Genomic DNA, 19,896 nt, shown 5'->3' on the forward strand with positions numbered 1-19,896 from the left:
CATGCTCCGTCACTTCATTCTCACCCTCTTCATCAGCACTTCGTTGCAGGCTGCAAAGCCCAACATCCTCTTCCTCTTTGCCGACGACCACTGCTACGAGGCCGTGCGCGCATTCGGGCACACGGACATCGACACGCCGAACCTCGACCGACTCGCATCGCGAGGCACATCGTTCACAGGAGCCTACAACATGGGCTCGTGGAGCGGCGCGGTGTGCGTGGCCAGCCGCACGATGCTCGTCACGGGACGCAGCGTGTGGGATGCGGACAAGGTTTACAACAAGACCAACGCAGAACGCGAAAAAGGCGTGCTCTGGCCGCAGCTCATGCAGAAGGCGGGCTACAAGACCTACATGACCGGCAAGTGGCACATCCAGACCGATGCCGCGAAGTGCTTCGACGTGGTGAAGGACGTTCGCGCTGGCATGCCGAAGACGGTTCCCACGGCCTACAATCGCCCTATCGCAGATCAAACCGATGCCTGGAGCCCGTTCGATAAATCGCTCGGCGGCTTCTGGGAAGGCGGCACACATTGGAGCGAGGTCGTGCGCGACAACACACTCGGCTTCCTCGCCGATGCGAAGCAGCAGGAGAGGCCCTTCTTCATCTATGCTGCGTTCAATGCGCCGCATGATCCGAGACAAGCACCGAAGGAGTTCATTGATCAATATCCGCTCAGTCGCATTGCCATGCCGCAGAACTTCCTGCCCGAGTATCCACACAAGGACGACATCGGCTGCTCCCACAAGCTGAGGGATGAAAACCTCGCGCCCATGCCGCGCACGGAGCTTTCGGTGAAGACGCACCGCCAGGAATACTATGCGCTCATCAGTCACATGGACGCTCAAATCGGTCGCATCCTTGATGCGCTCGATGCCAGCGGCCAGGCGGAGAACACCTGGATCTTCTTCACCGCCGACCACGGACTCGCGGTCGGGCATCACGGCCTGTTTGGAAAACAAAACATGCATGACCACAGCGTGCGCGTGCCCTTCCTCGTTGCTGGTCCCGGTGTGGCAAAAGGCGCGAAAAACGACTCCGCGATCTACCTGCAAGACGTGATGGCCACCGCGCTCGATCTCGCCGGAGCCGAGAAGCCGAAGCACGTCTTCTACAACAGCTTCCGCCCGTTGCTGAGCGGCGAGCAGAAGCAATCCAGCTACGAATCTGTCTATGGAGCCTATTTGGAACTCCAACGCGCCGTTACGCATGACGGCTGGAAGCTCATCGCCTATCCGAAGGCCAAAGTGCTCCGTCTCTACCACCTCGAGGAAGATCCGCAGGAGATGACCGATCTCGCCTCGAATGCTGAACATGCAGCGATGAAGAAAAGCCTCTTCGACCGCCTCGTGAAGCTCTCTGCCGAGATGGGAGACAAGGTGGATCTGCGGAGCAGTTTCACTGACTGAGGCGGCGATGTACCGATCTGAGAATCACTTGCCGGGCAGGCCTGGGGTTTTCATTTCCTGATAGCCTTCAGGTGTTTTGAAGATGTCGTCACTCAGGGACTCCTGCTTGGCGGAGACGAGTTCGGAGATGTTTTTCTTGCCCATGACGGTCATTTCCGACTTCACCACGATGCCAGGAAAGTCGCTGTTCTGAGGGACGAGGCTGGTCATGGGGCTACCCATGGATTTCATCATCTTGTCCTGGAGTTCGTTCAGCTCTTTGGCATTGGGGAAGTCCTTGGCGACCCAGAACTTGCCAGTGCCGAGCTTGCCTTCCCAAGTGTAAATTTCGCACTCGTGTTCTCCCACTTTTTCCTTCTGCCCAGTGGCTTTGGGCTTGGCGGCGGGTTCGCTGCCGAGCTGCTGCGCGGCCATGGCCATGATGCCCTTCATGCTGTCCGCACTGAGCTTCATCATCATCTTCTGCGGATGCATGAACATGGTGGAATCACCCGTCGTGCTGTCGAGGATGAGGCTCATCTGATCTCCCATGTCCATGCGTGACTTGTCCCCCTTGGCCTTGATGCTCATGGACATGTCCTTGGCCTGATCAGTGGTGACTTTTTGAATGATGACCCAGTCGGCCCAGGCGGAATGGAGGCTAAGAAAGGCGGCGGCGAGAATGAAGGAGGTTTTCATACAAGGTCAGGCTACTCGGAAAAAAGCCCCAAGGTCAAGCCTGCCTCGGTGAACTTCACTTCCGATGCAGAGCCAGGTAGGCTGTCTTGACCACCCAGCCCGAGGACTGAAGGGCAGTACGGGCTTCCTCCCGAGAAGTGCCGGTGAGCTCGCTGATGATGCGCACGGCCCGGTCACGCAGTTTGATGTTGGAGGGGTTGAGATCGACCATGAGATTGCTCACGACCTTGCCCACCTTGGTCATGGCGAGGGTGGTGATCATGTTCAGGATGAGTTTGGTCGCCGTGCCGGATTTCAGACGCGTGGAGCCAGTGAGCACTTCGGGACCGGCATCGGGAGTGATCATGACGGCGGGTTTCCATGAGACATCGCGGACGCGCTGGACGGCCTGACGCATGGCGGGATTGAAGCAAAGGAGCACGGTGAAGGCTCCACGCTTTTTGGCTTCACGTAGCGCACCCCAGACGAAGGGCGTGCGCCCACTGGCGGCGATGCCGATGACGACATCGCGTTTGACAATGCTGCGATTTCTCACAGCCAGCGCTCCGGCCTGCACGTCATCCTCGGCGCCTTCCACGGCGCTCCAGAGTGCCTGGCGTCCTCCAGCGATGATGCCCTGCACCTGCTCACGCGGAGCACGGAAGGTGGGCGGGATCTCGCTGGCATCGAGGACGCCAAGACGCCCGCTGGTGCCTGCGCCGACGTAAAAAAGCCGCCCTCCGCTTTGAAAAGCACGCACGACCTGGGTGATCACAAGGGTGATGTTTTTCTTCTCGGCACGGATGGCCTGAGTCAGTGCTGCATCCTCGCTGAGCATGAGATCGATGCCCTTGGCCAGGGGCATTTGATCGAGCTTCATGGAGCGCGGATTGCGCATCTCTGTGGGGGATTTTGCGAGCACGGCGAGATCGGCGATCTCAGGGGGGAGCACAAACTCGGTAGCTTCCTTGCGGGGCTTTGAGAGCACTGGTGCCAAGACGCGGCGGGCAAGTGCGATGGCCCCCCAGACGGAGGGATGCACCAGTGGCGTGATGCGCGCCCCAGGCCAGCCTTTGCGGATGCGGCGGGAGACATCGCGCTGGAAGGACGGGTTTTTTAAAAGGACGCCGCCATTCAGCACGAACTCGATCTCCCCGTGGTCGCTGCCGAGCAACTGACGGGCGCAGACGCAGGCATCTTCGGCCAGCATGGCGGCGGAGTCAGAGAGCAGGCGTTTGGCGAGCTTGTCGCCTTTGGCAGCGACGGTAAAAACCGTGATGGCGAGGCTGGCGATCTCGGTTTTGCTGGCATTCACGGACCAGGGGATGAGTTGCTCGGGCTCATTGAAGGTGAGGGCATTTAGGATGGCCACGCCGAGCGCGCCCATCTTTCCACGATGATCGAGATCGGCAATGACCGCCCGCAGGGCGCGCAGGCCGATATCGCATGCACTGGCACGATCTCCGATGACGTGACCGCGCCCGCCGACCTTTGCCGTGCGGCCATCGGGTGCTCGGCCAAAGCAGCATGAACCCGTGCCGCTTAGCACAAGCACGCGAGGGAAGGGGACTGTGCGCTCCGGAACGGCGGCCAGGGCGGTGTCGAGATCGTTCGTGGCGATGCAGGGCACGGCGGGCCAGATGCGTGAGGCGGCACGACGGAGGCGATCTTTGTCCGCCTCCGTCCGGGCTCCGGCCATGCCGATGCCGATGGAGGATGGGGTGAAAGGCAGCCGCGCGGCGATGTCTCGCAGGTGCCAGAGCAGCTCACGATCCGACATCAGGGGCAGTACGGCAGGACTGGTCTGAAAAGAGAGCCGCTCCTGGTCATCGGCATCGACGAGCAGGACCGAGGTGCGTGTGCCACCGGCCTCGATGCCAAGCGTGAGGGGGTGGGCACAGACGGTGACGGGATTATCCTTGGGGGGGCGGCGGGATTTCATCGCCCCGAGGATACTCGGGCTCGGATTCCAGCTCAATGCATGATCTCGCTGCATTTGGCCCATTCTTCTGCCATGCGTTGACGGGCCGTCTGCCTCCTTGACGCGTCTTTGACACTCCTTTAGTATCGACGCCTGATGAGTGACTTCACTTTCCCACGCATTTCAGTCTTCGCGACTGTTACAGCCGCACTTTTTACGCTGACCACCCCCGCCCCCGCTTTCCTCGGACTCTTCGAGAAAAAGGACAAAGCCGTGCCTGCCTCGGATGAACGTCAACGGCAGGAGTCTGAGGCCACAGCCCTGCTCATGCAGGCCCGGGCCTCCCAGAATGATGGCCGCACCGGTCGCGCCCAAAGCACCTACCAGGAAATCATCAGGCTTTACCCATTCACCGTCGCCGCCTCCGAGGCCTCCTATGCGAATGCCCTGATCGTGAAACAGAGTGGCAGCAGCTTGAAGGAGTCGTTCGATGCCTTCCAGACCTTCATCGACAGCTACCGCTCCAGCGCCCGCTTCGAGGACGCCATCCAGCAGCAGTATGAAATTGCTGAAGTGGCCAAAGGCGGCAAAAAGGAACGCAGTCTCATCCTCATCCCCTTTAAAATGGGCGGCGAAGAGATCGTCGCGTTTTATCAGAAAATCATCACCAATGCCCCCTTCGGCAAGCTGGCTCCCATCGCCCAGTTCAGTATCGGCGAGATCTACCAGGACATTGGAGAAAAAGCCAAAGCCGTGCAGGCCTTCCAGACCGTGGTGGACAACTACCCGAACACCAAGCAGGCCGGAGAAGCTCAGTTCCGAATCGGCTCCATCAGCAGCGTGGCCGCCAGTCGCAGTGAAGACAAATCCAACATCACTGCCGCGCGTGATGCCCTGAATACCTACATGACCACGAACCCGAAAGGTGAACGTGCGAGTGAAGCTGAACTGGGCCTGCGCCAGATCAATGCCGTCGAAGCCAGCCAGTCACTGAACGTCGGTAAATTTTACATGCGTCAGGGCAAGGCCAAAGCCGCTGCCATCTACTTCAATGAAGCGCTCAAGTATGGCTCGCCGGAAGCATCTGCCGAAGCCCGCACACTCCTCGCTGAACTCGCCGCCTCCGACCCCGACGCCGTGTCCGACGCCCAGAAAGGGCAGCCTGACCAGGATTACACCGTCTCTTCCGCCAAGAATCTGAAGAACCGCGACGAGTATGTGGGCCCACTGCCACCCGAACTCGCGAAACTCGGCCAGAAGCCGCAGATGCGCGCAGGAAATGACAATTTCCTCCCCATCCCCCTCAGCGAGCCCGCTCTCCCGACCAAGCCTGGTGCAGCCCCTGGCCCTGGAGGCCTCCTGCCTGCCGTGCCCGAAGAAAAACCTGCGCTTCTGCCCGTCCCTGCCGCTCCGACTATCAGCCCCACGGTTCCTGCTCCAGGCACCACGCTGCCAGTGCCGCCAAAGCCACCGGCTCCTTAATATCACCGGCTTAGCTTGGCTCGCCATCTCCTCACACCACTCCCAGCCTGGATGAAAACGCTCCTCCCTCTGCTATCTCTTTGCCTCGTCCTCAGCAGCTGTGCTGGCTACCATCTCGGTGGTCAGAAGCCTGCCCACCTCGCAGGCATCACAAAGCTGGCCGTCCCCACTTTTGAAAACGACACCCTGGAACCACGACTCTCCTCGGTGGTCACGAATGCTCTCATCAAGCAGATCCAGATGGATGGCTCCTATCAAATCGTCTCCAAAGACGATGCCGAAGCCGTGCTCGAAGGTGTGATCGTCCGCACCAATCGTTCCCAGTTCCGCTCCGCTCGCCGAAACGTCCTGCGCACCTCCCAGCTCCAGATGCGTCTTACTGCCAGCTTCACCATCCGTGATACTGCTTCAGGCCGACCCCTTCACACCGGCAATGCCTCCGGCCTCTCCTACGTCATCCTCGACTCCAACGTCCAGAACTCCGAGGCCCAGGCTCTCGATGACGCCGCCCAGCGTCTTGCTTCCAGTCTCGCCAACGAAATCTCCGAGGGATGGTGACCCCGCAGGAGGATAGTCAGCCAGCAGACGCCTCGCCTGATGACGAGCCCGAAGTGCTCAGTGCTCAGTACTCAGAGGATACTGAGGCTGATCTCGATGAGCTGATCATCGAGAATCTCAGCTTCGCCGCCGAGCCCGCGCTCTACCTCGTCGCCACGCCCATCGGCAATCTCGCAGACATCACCCTCCGTGCATTGGATGCGCTGAAGAGAGTCGATCTCATCGCCTGCGAGGACACACGCCATTCGGGCCGACTCCTTTCCCATCACGGCATCCGCAGCCGACTGGTCAGTCTGAACGAGCACAACGAAGCCCGACGCATCCCCGAACTCATCGCCCACATCAAAAGTGGCGGCAGCGTGGCACTCATCTCCGATGCCGGGATGCCCACCGTTTCCGATCCAGGACAAAGACTCGTCCAAAGCATGGTTGCTGCTGGATTGAGAGTCGAGAGCCTCCCCGGCCCCAGCGCCGTGCTCACTGCCCTTGCCGCCAGTGGTTTGCCCACCGTGCCCTTCTATTTTGGAGGCTTCCTTGCTCATAAAAAAGGCCAGCGCGAAAAGGAACTCCTCGCCGCCATGCAGCGCGAGGCCACCAGCCTCTACTTCGAGAGCCCCTACCGCCTCGTGGACACCCTCGGCATGATCGCCGCTGCCAAACCCGAGCACCGCGTTGTCGTCGCCCGCGAGTTGACGAAGAAGTTTGAGGAATTCCAACGCGGTCCGGCACAGCAAGTGCTTTCACACTACCAAACCAAGCCACCCAAAGGCGAAATCACCCTGGTCATCGCGCCTGTGGAGCTTCCCAAATGGGTGACTTGGTGATCCCGACCTTCCATTACACCCATGATCCCCGCTCCCTGCGACCTCGGCAACACCCCTGAAGCCATCAAGGCCTCCATCGTCAATCACGTCCGCTTCACCCTCGGAGCCTTTGTGGACAGCGCCAGCGCCAATGACTGGTGGGTCGCCACCTGCCTCGCCGTGCGGGATCGCGTGATGGATGGAGCCACGAAGTCGCGCGCCCTGCACCGCCAGTCCGGCGTCCGCCGCATTCATTATCTCTCACTCGAATATCTCATGGGCCGCCTGCTGGAGAACAACCTCCGCAACTCCGGCCTCTACGATGCCACGAAGGCCGCCCTTCACGACATGGGCAAGGATCTCGACACCCTCCTCCAGAGCGAGCCCGACATGGGGCTCGGCAATGGTGGCCTCGGGCGTCTTGCCGCCTGTTTCATGGACAGCCTCTCCACCATGAATCTGCCAGCCATCGGCTACGGCATTCATTATGAGTTCGGCCTCTTCCGCCAGGAGTTCGTCAACGGCAAACAAGTCGAGCATCCCGACGCCTGGATGCGCGATGGCTCCCCTTGGAAAATCGCCCGCCCGAGCTACCGCCAGCGCGTCCATATCTACGGCCGCGTCATCCAGAAGTTCGACGACCATGGCAATCCCCATGCCGAATGGATCGATACCAAGTGCCTGCTCGGCCTCCCCTGGGACATCCCGATCGTTGGCTACGACAGCCACACCGTGAACGTCCTCCGCCTCTGGCAGGCGCAGGCCGATGAAGACTTCAACTTCCAAGTCTTCAACGAAGGCAGCTACATCGAGGCCCTTCGTGAAAAAGCCATCGCCGAAACCGTCTCGAAAGTGCTTTATCCGAACGATGCCACCGAGTCAGGCAAAGAACTCCGCCTCGTGCAGCAGTACTTCTTCGTCGCCTGCTCGCTCGCTGACATCGTTCGCCGTTTCAAAGGCGGCTACTCCCTGCCTTGGAGCGAGTTCCCGTCTAAAGCCGCCGTCCAGCTCAACGACACGCATCCCGCTGTCGCTATCCCCGAGCTCATGCGCATCCTCGTCGATGAGGAGGGTCTCCCCTGGGCACAGGCTTGGAAGATCTGCCAGGAAACCTTCAGCTACACGAACCACACCCTCCTCCCCGAGGCGCTGGAAATGTGGTCCGTCGGCCTCTTCGAGCGCGTGCTGCCACGCCATCTCCAGATCATCTACCGCATCAACGCCCAGTTCCTCGAAGGTGAAGTCGAGGCCAAGTGGCCCGGCGATGCCGAGAAGAAACGCGTCCTCTCCCTTATCGACGAGCGCGGTGGCAAATACGTCCGCATGGCCCACATGTCCGTCCTCGGCGGACATGCCACCAACGGCGTCGCGGCCTTGCACACGCGTCTGCTTTGCGAGCGACTCTTCCCCGAGTTCCACGAACTCTTCCCCGAACGCTTCGTCAACATCACCAACGGCGTCACCTTCCGCCGCTGGCTCGATGTCTGCAATCCGCAGCTCTCCTCCCTCATCACCGAAAGCATCGGCCTCGGCTGGCGCAAGGACGCGAACAAACTCCGCGATCTCGAACCCTTCACGGAAGACAGTTCCTTCCGCGAACGCTACCGCTACATCAAGCGTCAGCACAAAGTCGCCCTCGCCAAGATCATCCAGGATCTCTGCGGTGTTCACGTCAGCCCGGATGCTCTCTTCGACGTGCAGATCAAGCGTCTCCACGAATACAAGCGCCAGCACCTGAACCTGCTGAACATCGTCACCCTCTACCGGACCATCCTGAACAATCCAGGTGCCGACTTCCATCCCCGCGTCTTCATCTTTGGTGCCAAGGCCGCGCCAGGCTACTTCCTCGCCAAAAACATCATTCATTGCATCAACTCCCTCGCCGCCAAGGTGAACAATGACCCGCGCGTGGGTGACAAGTTGAAGGTCGTCTTCCTGCCGAATTACGGCGTCTCCCTCGCCGAGAAAATCATCCCTGCCGCCGATCTCTCCGAGCAAATCTCCACCGCCGGCAAAGAAGCTTCCGGCACTGGCAACATGAAGCTCGCTCTCAACGGCGCGCTTACCATCGGCACGCTTGATGGTGCCAATGTCGAGATCGCTGAAGAAGTCGGAGACGATAACATCTTCATCTTCGGCCTCACTGTCGAAGAAGTCACCGACATCAAAGCCCGTGGTTACAATCCCTGGGAATATTACTGGGGCAATGAAGCCCTGCGTGACACCATTGACTGGATCGGCAGCGACTACTTCACCGGCAATGCAGGCGACTTCAAACCGCTCCGCGACAGCTTCCTGGAGCACGGCGACCCCTACCTCTGCCTCGCTGACTACCAGATGTATGTCGATGCCCAGGCCAAGGTCGATGCCTGCTACAAGCAGTCCGACCTCTGGACCAAGAAAGCCATACTCAACACCGCCCGAGTTGGCTTCTTCAGCAGCGATCGCACCATCCTCGAATACGCCAAAAAGGTCTGGAACCTGCCTCAGGTCGAAGTCCCGTAAAGCGAATCACCGGCCCCCGCCGCCGAGCACGCGCATCTGGGCGCGATACTCGCGCGGGGTGCTGCCCACCACTTCGCGGAAGCGCCGGTTGAAGTTGGCGAGGTTCCGGTAGCCGCAGTCGAGTGCGATGTCCGTGATGTTCTGCTGATCCTCCGTGATCATGCGGCAGGCGCGGCCAATGCGGACTTCGTTGATGTATTCCGGCACCGTCTTGCCCGTGCGTGAGCGGAAGAAGCGGCTGAACGCCCCCTCACTCAGATGCGCCAGCTTCGCGAGCTGCTTGCGGTCGATGTCTTCCGTGAGGTTTTGATGGATGTGATCCACCACGCGCTGCATCCGGTCCTGATCACCGGAGTGAAGAGCAGGCTCGTAGCTGGCGCTGGCGAGCGTGTTCAGATCCTTCGACCTCGCAAGCGTGTCCAGAATGCCCAGCAGTTCCACCACACGCGCAAGCCCTGTAGAATCCGCCATGCGGCGCATCCGTGCAGAGATGTCCGTCCGAGTCGCGCCCTTCACTTCCAAACCGCGAGCTGATCGGCGCAGCAGGCTCTTCACCGGCTCCATTTCCGGCAGACTCATGAACTCCGAGCCGAGGAAGGACTCCGTGAAGCGCACGATGATCGCATCCACACTGGCCCCGGCGACTTCGTCCTGATGCCAGACATGCGGAAGGTTCGAGCCGAGCACCACCAGATCGCCATCGCGCAGTGGCGAGATGTTATCCCCCACCACACGATGCCCGCGACTGCGGATCGCCAGGGTGATCTGATACTCAGGATGGAAATGCCAGCGCGTGCCGTAGTCCGGCCCATGCACGACCTCACAGTGAAAGGATTCCCAGTCGCGGCGCGGCACTTTTTCGAAAACAGGCTTCATGGTGATGGCTATTAACTGCCATCAGGCCGGGGAACTCAAAACAAAATGCTCAGTTTGCGCTCTTTACCATCAAACTGCCACCACCCACCGCCTAGGCACTTCCCACGGGGCGAGGGCGACGCAGGCGCGGGCTTTGAACTCCTGGGTGAGCTGCTCCGGCGGCAGAGCGATGGTGCAGACGACGTCCTGCACGCGCTCGGGATCTCGGCTACGGGCTCCGCTGACCTGCACGCCGTCGATGCCGGTGGCTTCGCGGATCTTGGCGGCGATCTCGTCGGGCCCGAGCTTGCGGCTGGCGACGTTGATCCCCGCGCCGAGGCATTGATCAAACACCAGCCCTTGTTCGGTGACCTCGATCACATCCCAGGTCAGGTGCTCGCCATTGGCAAAGACCTCGCCGGGCTTCGTCTCATCGTAGCCCTGACCCACGGCGTCACTGCGCACGAGCAGCCGGCCATCTTGAGCGGTCTGAACTTCGATGCCGGGCAGCACCTGGCCGATGTCTTGCTCAGAGGTGCGAGGTGTCGTGGAGGCATCGTAACTGATGGCTCCGCATTCGCTGGTGCCGTAGAGATTGTGCAGCTTGAGATCGAAGACCTCTCGCACGCGCTTTTCCAGATCCAGCGTCAGCGTGGAGCCTGCGGACACGGCGAGTGTCACGCGGCTCAGATCCAGGCCCGAGAGCAGCCAGGCCTTCCACATTGCTGGCACGCCGGGGAGAAAGACCCGCTCATGCTGCGCCAGCGCCTCGATCATGCCCGTGGGGAAAGGCGTGGGCAGCCAGTGCGTCGGCAGGCCGTTCAGCAGCGTCTGCAAAACCGTCGTCGTGAGGCCGAAGGAATGCGCCACGCTCAGAGCGGCCAGCGCCACATCCTGCCCGCCCAATCCAAGCGCGGCATGGAGACGATCCACATCGGCGGCGATCTGCGCGAAGCTGAAGAACTGGCAGCGCCGCAGGCCGGAACTGCCGACGGTCTGCTTGATCAAAGCCACTTCGGCGGGGGCTGCGGTGGTCGGCACACGCCTCTGGCGATCTTTTTCCACCACCTGCACGGGCCGCTGCGTCAGAAAACCAGCCAGCAAGGCCACCGTGATCTCCACGCCATCACCCTGCGCCAGATAAAACTCCCCCAACACCGGGCAAATCTGTGGCTTCAGCGCCCGCGCCGCAGCCTCCAGCTCCCGAAACGTGAGCGCGCCCTCGGGATACCAGAGGGCGATCTCATCACCTTTCTGGCTGAGGTTTTGTTTCCATCGTTCACCAAACATTTGACACTCAGGGCCGCGCGTCCTTAAACCGGAGGCGCTGGGCCGCGACAGTGGCGAGTTCAGCGCGTAGGTTCAAGCGCTGGAATCCATCCCGCCCTCTCCGCCGTTCTCTTTTGCTCTGATCGTGTCTTCCTCTTCTCAACGCATCCTCATCACCGGCGCGGGCATCGTGTCGCCGCTCGGCATGGACTGGCAGGAGAACGAAGCCTCGTTCCGGGCCAACCGGATGAACTTCACCCCGGTGACGATGTTTGACGTCAGCCAGCGCATCGCCAGGACTGCCGCGCAGGTCACGCTGCCGGACGAGCGCCTCTTTTTAAAAATGCCGCGTCGGCGGGATCACCTGATCGACCGTGGCACGAAGATGCTCCTGATCGCCATCCGCGAGGCGCTGGCCATGGCCAAACTGCCCGGATTGCAGGGCATCGACGCGATCATCATCGGCACCTCCGCCGGAGCCATGAGCGTGGGGCAGGACTACTTCCGCACGGCCATCGGCAATGCCGGACGCGTGCCCGGCCAGCTCTCCCGAGTCGAGTATTACCAGCCGCAGAAGCAGATCTCCGCCATCGCCGCCGAGTATGACTGGCACGGGCCGATCATCGTCGTCTCCAATGCCTGCGCCAGTGGTGCCAATGCCATCGGGGACGCCATGGCGATGATCCAGACTGGCAATGCCCGCCGCGTGCTGGCCGGGGGTTACGATGCGCTCGCCGAGCTCGTCTTCGCCGGCTTCGACACTCTCCGCGCGCTCGCTCCGAGCGGAGTGCCCCGCCCTTTCGATGCCGCACGCGATGGTCTCGCCCTCGGCGAAGGGGCCGCCGTCATGCTTCTCGAAAGCGAAGAAGCCGCCGCTGAGCGCGGTGCCACCGCCTTGTGCGAAGCGGCGGGTTACGCGACCGCCACCGACCTCCATCATCTCACCCAGCCCGATCCCGAGGGCAAAGCCGCCATCCGCACCATGGCCGGAGCCTGCGCCATGGCAGGGGTCACGGCGGGCGAGGTGAACTACATCAACTCCCACGGCACCGGCACGCCCTACAACGACATCGCCGAAGCCAGCGCCATCAAAGCCTGGGCCGGTGAAAGCGCCGCGCGCATCGCCCTCAGCTCTACGAAGTCCGCCATGGGGCATCTGCTCGGCGGCGCAGGCGCGGTGGAAGCCGTGATCTGCCTCATGGCCATGCGCGGCCAGTGGCTGCCCGCCAGCCTGAACGTCCGCGAGACGGACCCCGCAGTGTGCTTTGATCTCGTCAAACAATGGCGCGAGGGGAAGGTGAACGTGGCGCTGACGAACAGCTTTGGGTTTGGGGGCACGAATGCGACGCTCGTTTTCAAGCCAGTGGGCAGTGCTCAGTTCTCAGTGCGCAGTTTTGATACGAGCGTGGGACTGCGTGTGCTCAGCAGCGGCGCGGTTTCTGCGGCGGGCTGGGGCACCGAGTCACTCGTGGCTGCTGTGACCGAGAACACGGAGCTGACCATCACCAACTGCCCGCGCACCGTCAGCACGCGCGACTGGGACTGCCTGGTGCGCATGGTGCCGCCCATCCCGGCGGACCGACTGCCCAAGTTCCCCCGCCTTCGCCGTGCCAGCCCGATCACGAAGTTCATCATGGCCGCCGCGCTGGAGGCCCTGGAAAAAGCAGGCTTCCCGAATGGACAGGGCGCTGGCCGTCTCGGCATCATCCAGTGCATGTTCAACGGCTGCGTGCAGTTCAGCGGCAAGTTTTACCACGAAGTCATCGAGACGCCCGCGCTCGCCAGCCCGCTCATTTTCCCGGAGACCGTTTACAATGCCCCCGCCTCCCACGTGGCCGCCTTCCTCGGTGTGGACGGCCCTGTGACCACGCTCATCGGCGAATCCAGCGCCATCATCGAAGGTGTGTCCATGGCCCACACCTGGTTGACTCAGGGTCTCGTGGACCGAGTGCTCGTGATCGGTGCCGAGGAATGCGACTGGATCGGCGCCGAGGCCGTGACCTATTATCATGCCGACCTGAAAGCCACCGAAGGAGCCGGAGCCCTGCTGCTGAGTCTCGGCGACACCGGATTGAAGCTCGCCCACACGCCCGCCTTTGCCTTCCTGAGTGAAAGCGAGCGCGCGGAGAAGCTGTCGGAGATCGCTCGGAGCACCGACTTTGGCCCAGACGAAGTCCGCGTGAGCGGGGAGTCTGGCATTGCGATGCTGGATGAAGCGGAAACCTCCGCGTGGATGGCGACTTCGAACATGATGAAACCACGCGCCACCCTCGGCGAAGGCATGGGAGCAGGTGGTGCCCTCCAGCTCGTGCTCGCCGCCGAGGCCGCCCGCCTGAATGGTGGCAAAGTGCAGGTCACCCTGCCTGGCAGCCTCTGCGCGGCTTATGGCGCGAGTTTTGAGTCGGGAGAGTGACCACTGAACCTAGCTCAGGTTTCAGGTATTGAATCATGATTGGTGTGAGCGTATCTTAAACGCATGCAAGCCGTCCTCACCCAAGAAGCTTTCTCTTTTATTCCGGAGCCAATTCGGCGAAAGCTCAAGCTCAAGCCCGGGTCGGTGTTGGAATTTGATGAAGGTGCTCCTTACTTAAAGGCAGTCCCGGCGTTCGACATTCAAGACATGATGGCCTGCATCGGTACAGGCAAAGGAGGCTACGAGGGTAAAAACTCGGCGGAGTGGTTGGATGACTCTCGCGGACCAGTCGAACTCCCACCCGAGAAATGATCACCGCTGTCGATAGCTCCGCATTGATCTCCATCATCGCTGGTGAAGCCGATGCCGTTGACTGGGTCCGCACACTCGCTCAAGCACGCACCGAAGGTGCTCTCGTCTGTTGTGAGGTTGTTTATGCCGAGGTTGGTGCAGGTTTGAGCAATCAGGAGGAGCTGGATCGCATCCTGAACGCTCTGGGTATCCAGTTCGACGCCACTCAGTCTTCTGCGGCATGGCAGGCTGGACAAATATTTCGGAAGTATCGCCAGCAAGGCGGTCCGCGTGATCACTTGATCCCTGATTTTCTGGTAGGCGCACATGCGCAGACTCAGGCTGACCGGCTTGCAGCCAAAGATCGCGGATATCTGCGCCGGTATTTTCCGTCACTGGTTTTGTTGCAGCCGTGACTTGGCCTCACGGGTTCACTCCGCCCCGAGCTGGCTCAGATACTTCACCAGATGCGCGAGCTGCTGCTCGTTCATCGTGGCAGTAAGGCCATCGGGCATCACCGTGCCGCCGATCTGGATGCTCTGTGTGTCGGAGCGCTTGATGCTCTTCACCTGACCCGTGGCCATCTCGCGGATGGCGATGGCTTCCGCCGTGTCGGTCTGCTTGAAGCCGGTGACGACGCTGCCGTCCTTCATCGTGACCGTCGCGGCTTCGTAGCCTTCCTTGATGTTCAGCGCTGGCCAGACAACCTCGGTGATGATCATGTCGATCGGCAGACCACGGCTGATTGTGCTCAGATCGGGACCGATCTTGCTCTGCGCGACTCCCGGCATGTGGCAGGCGATGCAGCCAGTCTGCTCGTAGATCTTCTTTCCCTCGGCGGCGTTTCCAAAGGTGTTCGCCGCCTTGATGACGTTGCTGACATACTCCTTCGTGTAGGCCGGTAGGGCGGCGTTGATACCGGCGAGCTTCATGAGCAGTGGCGAAATCTTGGCATCGGTCTTTCCGAGACTGTTCAGCGCCTGGAGCACGAGCTTGGCGCTGCTGATCGGGAGCGCCTCGGGCTTCTGCAAAGCACGCGTCAAGGCGGCGTGACCTTCCGTGCGGGATACCACCTGACTGAGCAGCGGCGCGACTTCCTGCGGTGTCTTGAGATTGGCGAATTGCTTCAACATCCGGCCCACCACCTCATCCGGCCTCATGCTAATGAGCGCATCGAGGGCCTGTGCCTGAAGCGGTGCCTTGTCATCAAAAGCGAGTTCGCGGATGCGGTCGGCGAAGGCTTGGACTTTCCAGGCTCCGGCCAGTCGCAGGGCCTGGGCACGCAGCGCCGGGTTGGTGTCGCTGAAGAGCGGCTCCAGCAGTGCATCCGCGTCCTTCGGCTTGGTGATCTTCAGCGCAGCCAGCACGGCGGCGTTTTTGCCACCGCGCTCGAAGATGAACGGCAGATCCGCAGCCGTGGCCACCCCAGCCAGCGCCTTGAGCCAGGTGGTCAGTTTCTCGGCATTGCCCTGATGCTTCTCGATCTGCTGGCGGATGATGGCGGTGACCTCGCTGGAGGCGGCGTTTGGCTGGTAGGCCACGGCGGCGCCGGAGAGGTTTTTGAGGTCGTCGGGATTGTTCTCCACCCAGCCGTTTTGCAGGGCAAAGATGAGGTGCTCGTCCTTGTCGAAGCTCAGCTTGCCCGCGCTCAGCAGCGCGGCCCAGAGCCCGTTCGTGGCGTGCAGGGTCTTCGTCAGCGCGTGCAGGTGATAGGCGTTGAATTCCTTGTCCAGCGAGCGCGCAGCCACCACGGCAGCGCGAGGATCATTCACGTAACTGGCCGCCACGATGGCCTCCAGCCGCACCAGCGCATCGTCATCGGCGATCTGGGTTTCCAGGAGCGTCAGAGCCTCTGGCAAAACACCGTTCCTAGCCCAAGTCGAAAGCGTCCTCGTGGCATAGGCGCGGATGCGGGCATCCGGCGCACGCAGCAGGGACTTCAGCAGCTCGGGACGCGCGGTTTCGTGCGCTTCATAAAGCGAGAGCGCCTGGAGTCGGCGGTAGTCATTGGCGGCGTTTTTGGTTGCCCAGGCATCCACCGCGGTTACGACTTCCTTCGAGTCCTTTTCAAACAGCAGCCGCTTTGACTGATACGCCGCCCAGCGCTCCGGCGAGTCGAGCTGCTCCAGCAGGTCCTCCGTGCTCGCTTTTACGAGATTGACCTTTTTGACCACCTGCCCGCCTTTGTAACTGACGCGCCAGACACGGCCATGCGCCTTGTCGCGATCCGGGTGGCGGTAGCTCGCCTGGTAGTGGCCGATGATCGGGTTATACCAGTCCGCCACATACAGGGCTCCGTCAGGACCGCAGCGCACCTCCACGGGGCGGAAGACATTGTTCTTCGTCTCGATGATGTTCGGCAGCAGCTTCGTGGAGAACATGCCGTTTTCGAACTTCAGCTCGTGCTGCTCCAGCAGGTTCGCGTAATAACCACCGATGATGATCCGCCCCTGCATCTCCTTGGGGAAGTGGCTGCTGTGCAGGAACTCCATGCCCACCTGCTTGATCGGTGCCAGGCAGAGATTCAGCGCCTGCGCATTCACCGCGAGGTTTGAGCGCACCAGCCCCGGCGTGCTGTAGTAGCTGCCGATGTTCGCGCCGCTCTTGTGGAAAGGCTGGCCGTAGGGCGTGGTCACCACGCCCCAGCAGTTCGCCCCGGCGGAGGACCACTGGAAGAAGGGGTCCAAATGCCCGGTGCGCGGGCGCAGACGCCATACCCCGGCGCGGTTCAGGGTTTCCACGCCATACGGCGTCTCCACGCGGGAGTAGATGTGATGCCCCTGGGTGAACCACAGCTCGCCGCCGAAGCCCCAGTTGATGCAGTTGATCATCTGGTGCGAGTCGGCGGTGCCGAAACCACCGAGCACGATGCGCTTCGTGTCCGCCTTTTCATCACCGTCTGTGTCTTTGAAATGCAGCAGCTCCGTGCCCTGCGCCACATACAGGCCGCCATCGCCAAGTTCGAGGCCCGCAGGCATGAAGAGCCCCTCCACGAACTTGTGAAACTTGTCCGCCTTGCCATTGCCGTCGGTGTCTTCGCAGACCAGCACGTAGTCGTTCGCCTTTTCGCCCGGTTTGATCTGCGGGTAGCTCACCGCGCAGGCCACCCAGAGGCGACCCCGCTCATCCCAGCGCATCTGGATCGGCTTCACCACGCCGTCCGCCTCACTGGCGAAAAGATTCACCTGGAAGTCATCCAGGATCTGGAAGCTCGCCAGCTCCTCCTCCGGCGACTGCGGCTTCGCCGTCGCCGGCTCCACCGGGATCGAGGAGCGCACGCCCACGGGCACCACGGGCTTCCCAGCCAGAGCATTCCAAATATTCTCCTCCGCCTGCTTCAGCAGCGGCAGGAAGTCATTCATCTCCGTGGGGAAGATGCGCTTCGAGGTGTCTTTCCAGTCTTTCGAGTAGGGCACGTTCGTCCGGTCCCCCATCAGGAAGGACCAGTTCATCGGCCGCCAGTAGTCGAACCAGAGACGCTCAAACTCCAGGACCTGCGCGCGGACCGCTTCGTTCGAGACTGGCGTGAGCCCCAGAGCCTTCACCAAATGCTCCGCAAACGCACGATGCCCCTCTTCCGTCAGACTGTGTCCGACAAGCCCGACCATTCCGACCGGCCCCACGAACGGCAGCCCCAGCTTCTCCGCGAGCCCCCGAATCGCCTCCGAGTACTCTCCCAGCGCCGCACTTCGCTCAAACGGCACCGGAGACACCAGCACCACCCGCCGCCCCTCATCCGCAAACTCCGCGATCAGCTTTTCATAAGCCGCAATGAACTGCGGCAGCTTCTCCACACCAGCCAGAGACTCCATCTGCCCGAACTGCGCGATCACCACCGTCGCCCCCGCGTCGCGGAGCTGCACCCGCCAGTCGCGCTGCTGCCGCCAGCTCGTGGAGCCCGTCTCCGCCTGGATGCGCCGCTCCGCCTCCCGGCGCTTCGCCTCCAGATTTTCCACGTTCCCGCCATCCCGCCACTGCTCGAAGACCGTGTCCCCTTCCCAGCCGAAATTGCGCACCTTGACCTTCAGTTCCGGCTTCGCGGCAATGAGGTGCGTCTGGAGGAAGACGTTAAAACGCGTCCGCTCCATGTTCGAGCCACCCGTCAGAGCGATGACCTCATTGGGCTGAAGTTGGAAAGAAGGCGCGGCAATGGCAGCCTGAGTCAGGAAAAGCGTGGCGAGCAGAACGATGGAGCGGAGCATGGGCAAAAAGGTTGGGCGGCTCATAACAAAGGCCCGCAAGGCCTTCTCTATCCAGAAGATTCGAAGAATCTCCACACCCAAGCCTCGCCAGACAGTCCGCCAAGCCCTTCAAGCTGAAGCAAGGCGCCCGCGAGACACCTTCGTCACGCGAAAACTTCCCGGGGACTAAAATCCTATCGACTTTGTCACTGTTTTTCGGTAACGATTGCCAAAATTCGGGGTTAATACAACTGACAGACTTCCCAATTCACCATGAAATCGATCAAATTCCTCGCCACCCTTAGCGCCTTTGCCTTCAGTTCGGCCATGGCTGCCACCACAGACCCTGTGGGCTTCGTTTCCGTGCCTGTTCCAACCGCCTCTGATGTGGCTCTCGGGGCACCTCTGGGCAGAGCCTCGGAATTCCAAGGTGTGATTCAGTCCATCGCTGGCAACACAATCACCATGGCTGGCACCCCAAACTTTGCAGCCAATGCCTTCGTTTATTCGGCAGGTGTCCAAGCCAAAACGTATTTTCTCCGCATCGACTCGGACACTAAAGAAGGCTTGATCCTTCCGATCACGGCCAATGGAACCGCCTCGGTTGACATTACCATCCCCGCTGGTGAAGACCTCACGGGTGTCCTCACGAATGCCGCCAATGGTACCGGAAGCTCAGTGAGCATTGCCCCCTATTGGACAGTTGGCACACTGTTCACCGGAGCTATCGCAGGCACGCAAATTCTGATCACCTCTACTGCGACTGCAGGCATCAACCTGCCAACCACGACCTACACCTTCAACGGCACCAATTGGCTCAAGGGGCCAACAGCTTCGAACGATGACATTCTACAGGTATCACAAGGTGTGACGGTAAGAAATAACAGCACCACCACTGCGCTGACTCTTTCGGTGACAGGTTCAGTGCCAATGACAGCGCATCGCATGCGTTTGGCGACACTTGCGGGGAGCACCCGCCAAGACATTCGCATTTTTTACAACAGCCCTATTCCTGAAGTCATCGGCAATGTGTTCAACGTCGGCTCCTTGGCACCTGGAGACCAGTTGCTTTATGTCGATAATGCGACTTCTGGCAAAAACAAACCTACCGTCACACTGGTCTGGAATGGAACCAACTGGCTGCAAGGTGCTACAACGGTGACTACGACCTTTAACCTCCTGCCCGGCCAGTCCTATCTCTTCCGCAAAAACCAAAGCGTATCGCCTTCAAGTGTTGTGTGGACAGACCTCCAAAGCTACCTTCAGTAAGCACCTCCCATTTTAGCGGCTTTCACTCTCAGATTACTCTTCATGAAATTCAAAACCATACTTGCTTTAGCGTTCGTGTCAGTCGCTCAGCTTTCCAACGGAGCTACAACGGTTCAATTCTATGAACCCTACTTTGGCGGGATTGCAGATAACTTGGCAAATGCCGCAGGTATTGCTACCAACGGTATGCGCTGGGGCATCGTGGTCGATACCACGGGTAACGGCTTCGCCCTCAGCGGAACAAGCTATGATTCTTATGCGGCTGGAGTAACAACTGCTGGTTT

The 19,896-nt window shown here is 60.8% G+C and carries 15 protein-coding genes; 10 read left to right on the forward strand and 5 right to left on the reverse strand.

From position 1 onward, the window contains the following. Position 1 precedes the first annotated feature (1 nt). On the forward strand, positions 2–1,408 hold the full coding sequence (locus tag AC6FTP_RS13540) for a sulfatase family protein (protein ID WP_497207444.1): 1,407 nt from the start codon (positions 2–4) through the stop codon (positions 1,406–1,408). Between the two features lie 24 nt (positions 1,409–1,432). Here the strand turns inward: AC6FTP_RS13540 and AC6FTP_RS13545 are convergent, their stop codons facing one another. Further along, positions 1,433–2,086: a DUF4412 domain-containing protein gene (locus tag AC6FTP_RS13545; RefSeq protein WP_497207445.1), complete on the reverse strand. Its 654-nt coding sequence runs from the start codon at positions 2,084–2,086 to the stop codon at positions 1,433–1,435. 55 nt (positions 2,087–2,141) lie between these two features. Continuing rightward, positions 2,142–4,007, reverse strand: coding sequence for an N-acetylmuramic acid 6-phosphate etherase (locus tag AC6FTP_RS13550; RefSeq protein ID WP_497207446.1), 1,866 nt, complete (start codon positions 4,005–4,007; stop codon positions 2,142–2,144). 135 nt (positions 4,008–4,142) lie between these two features. On the opposite strand from AC6FTP_RS13550, the gene AC6FTP_RS13555 reads away from it, so the two are divergent. Genes AC6FTP_RS13555 through AC6FTP_RS13570 form a run of 4 tightly spaced genes read left to right on the forward strand, consistent with a single transcriptional unit; the run spans position 4,143 to position 9,334 of the window. Continuing rightward, on the forward strand, positions 4,143–5,468 hold the full coding sequence (locus AC6FTP_RS13555; protein WP_497207447.1) for a tetratricopeptide repeat protein: 1,326 nt from the start codon (positions 4,143–4,145) through the stop codon (positions 5,466–5,468). A gap of 51 nt (positions 5,469–5,519) precedes the next feature. Continuing rightward, on the forward strand, positions 5,520–6,026 hold the full coding sequence (locus tag AC6FTP_RS13560) for an LptE family protein (RefSeq protein ID WP_497207448.1): 507 nt from the start codon (positions 5,520–5,522) through the stop codon (positions 6,024–6,026). Continuing rightward, the gene (rsmI, locus tag AC6FTP_RS13565; protein WP_497207449.1) at positions 6,020–6,850 is read left to right on the forward strand and encodes a 16S rRNA (cytidine(1402)-2'-O)-methyltransferase; all 831 of its coding nucleotides are present in this window, start codon (positions 6,020–6,022) and stop codon (positions 6,848–6,850) included. The genes AC6FTP_RS13560 and rsmI overlap by 7 nt, the downstream gene beginning before the upstream one ends. A 21-nt stretch (positions 6,851–6,871) precedes the next feature. Then, complete coding sequence (locus AC6FTP_RS13570) at positions 6,872–9,334, forward strand: glycogen/starch/alpha-glucan phosphorylase (RefSeq protein ID WP_497207450.1); 2,463 nt, start codon at positions 6,872–6,874, stop codon at positions 9,332–9,334. Positions 9,335–9,340: 6 nt separating this feature from the next. Here the strand turns inward: AC6FTP_RS13570 and AC6FTP_RS13575 are convergent, their stop codons facing one another. Then, the gene (locus AC6FTP_RS13575) at positions 9,341–10,210 is read right to left on the reverse strand and encodes a helix-turn-helix domain-containing protein (protein WP_497207451.1); all 870 of its coding nucleotides are present in this window, start codon (positions 10,208–10,210) and stop codon (positions 9,341–9,343) included. Positions 10,211–10,279: 69 nt separating this feature from the next. Beyond that, positions 10,280–11,479, reverse strand: coding sequence for an AMP-binding protein (locus tag AC6FTP_RS13580; RefSeq protein WP_497207452.1), 1,200 nt, complete (start codon positions 11,477–11,479; stop codon positions 10,280–10,282). Positions 11,480–11,603: 124 nt separating this feature from the next. On the opposite strand from AC6FTP_RS13580, the gene AC6FTP_RS13585 reads away from it, so the two are divergent. The 3 genes from AC6FTP_RS13585 (at position 11,604) to AC6FTP_RS13595 (ending at position 14,578) form a co-directional block, all read left to right on the forward strand. After that, positions 11,604–13,871 carry a beta-ketoacyl synthase N-terminal-like domain-containing protein gene (locus AC6FTP_RS13585; protein WP_497207453.1) on the forward strand — a complete coding sequence of 756 codons (2,268 nt, stop codon included), beginning with the start codon at positions 11,604–11,606 and terminating at the stop codon, positions 13,869–13,871. A gap of 63 nt (positions 13,872–13,934) precedes the next feature. Then, positions 13,935–14,183, forward strand: a complete 249-nt coding sequence (locus AC6FTP_RS13590; RefSeq protein WP_497207454.1) for a hypothetical protein — start codon at positions 13,935–13,937, stop codon at positions 14,181–14,183. After that, on the forward strand, positions 14,180–14,578 hold the full coding sequence (locus AC6FTP_RS13595) for a type II toxin-antitoxin system VapC family toxin (RefSeq protein ID WP_497207455.1): 399 nt from the start codon (positions 14,180–14,182) through the stop codon (positions 14,576–14,578). Before AC6FTP_RS13590 ends, AC6FTP_RS13595 begins: the two co-directional genes overlap by 4 nt. Positions 14,579–14,593: 15 nt before the next feature. Here the strand turns inward: AC6FTP_RS13595 and AC6FTP_RS13600 are convergent, their stop codons facing one another. Then, on the reverse strand, positions 14,594–18,364 hold the full coding sequence (locus tag AC6FTP_RS13600; protein WP_497207456.1) for a PVC-type heme-binding CxxCH protein: 3,771 nt from the start codon (positions 18,362–18,364) through the stop codon (positions 14,594–14,596). A 306-nt stretch (positions 18,365–18,670) separates the two neighbouring features. Between AC6FTP_RS13600 and AC6FTP_RS13605 the strand changes: the two genes are divergently transcribed. Together AC6FTP_RS13605 and AC6FTP_RS13610 are read left to right on the forward strand one after the other, a co-directional pair. Further along, on the forward strand, positions 18,671–19,612 hold the full coding sequence (locus tag AC6FTP_RS13605) for a TIGR02597 family protein (RefSeq protein ID WP_497207457.1): 942 nt from the start codon (positions 18,671–18,673) through the stop codon (positions 19,610–19,612). A gap of 42 nt (positions 19,613–19,654) precedes the next feature. Continuing rightward, positions 19,655–19,896, forward strand: a 242-nt coding sequence (locus AC6FTP_RS13610) for a hypothetical protein (protein ID WP_497207458.1), incomplete at its 3' end; no start/stop codon positions are given.

Origin of the sequence: Prosthecobacter sp. (assembly GCF_044378005.1) — a bacterium.
Taxonomy (GTDB): domain Bacteria; phylum Verrucomicrobiota; class Verrucomicrobiia; order Verrucomicrobiales; family Verrucomicrobiaceae; genus Prosthecobacter.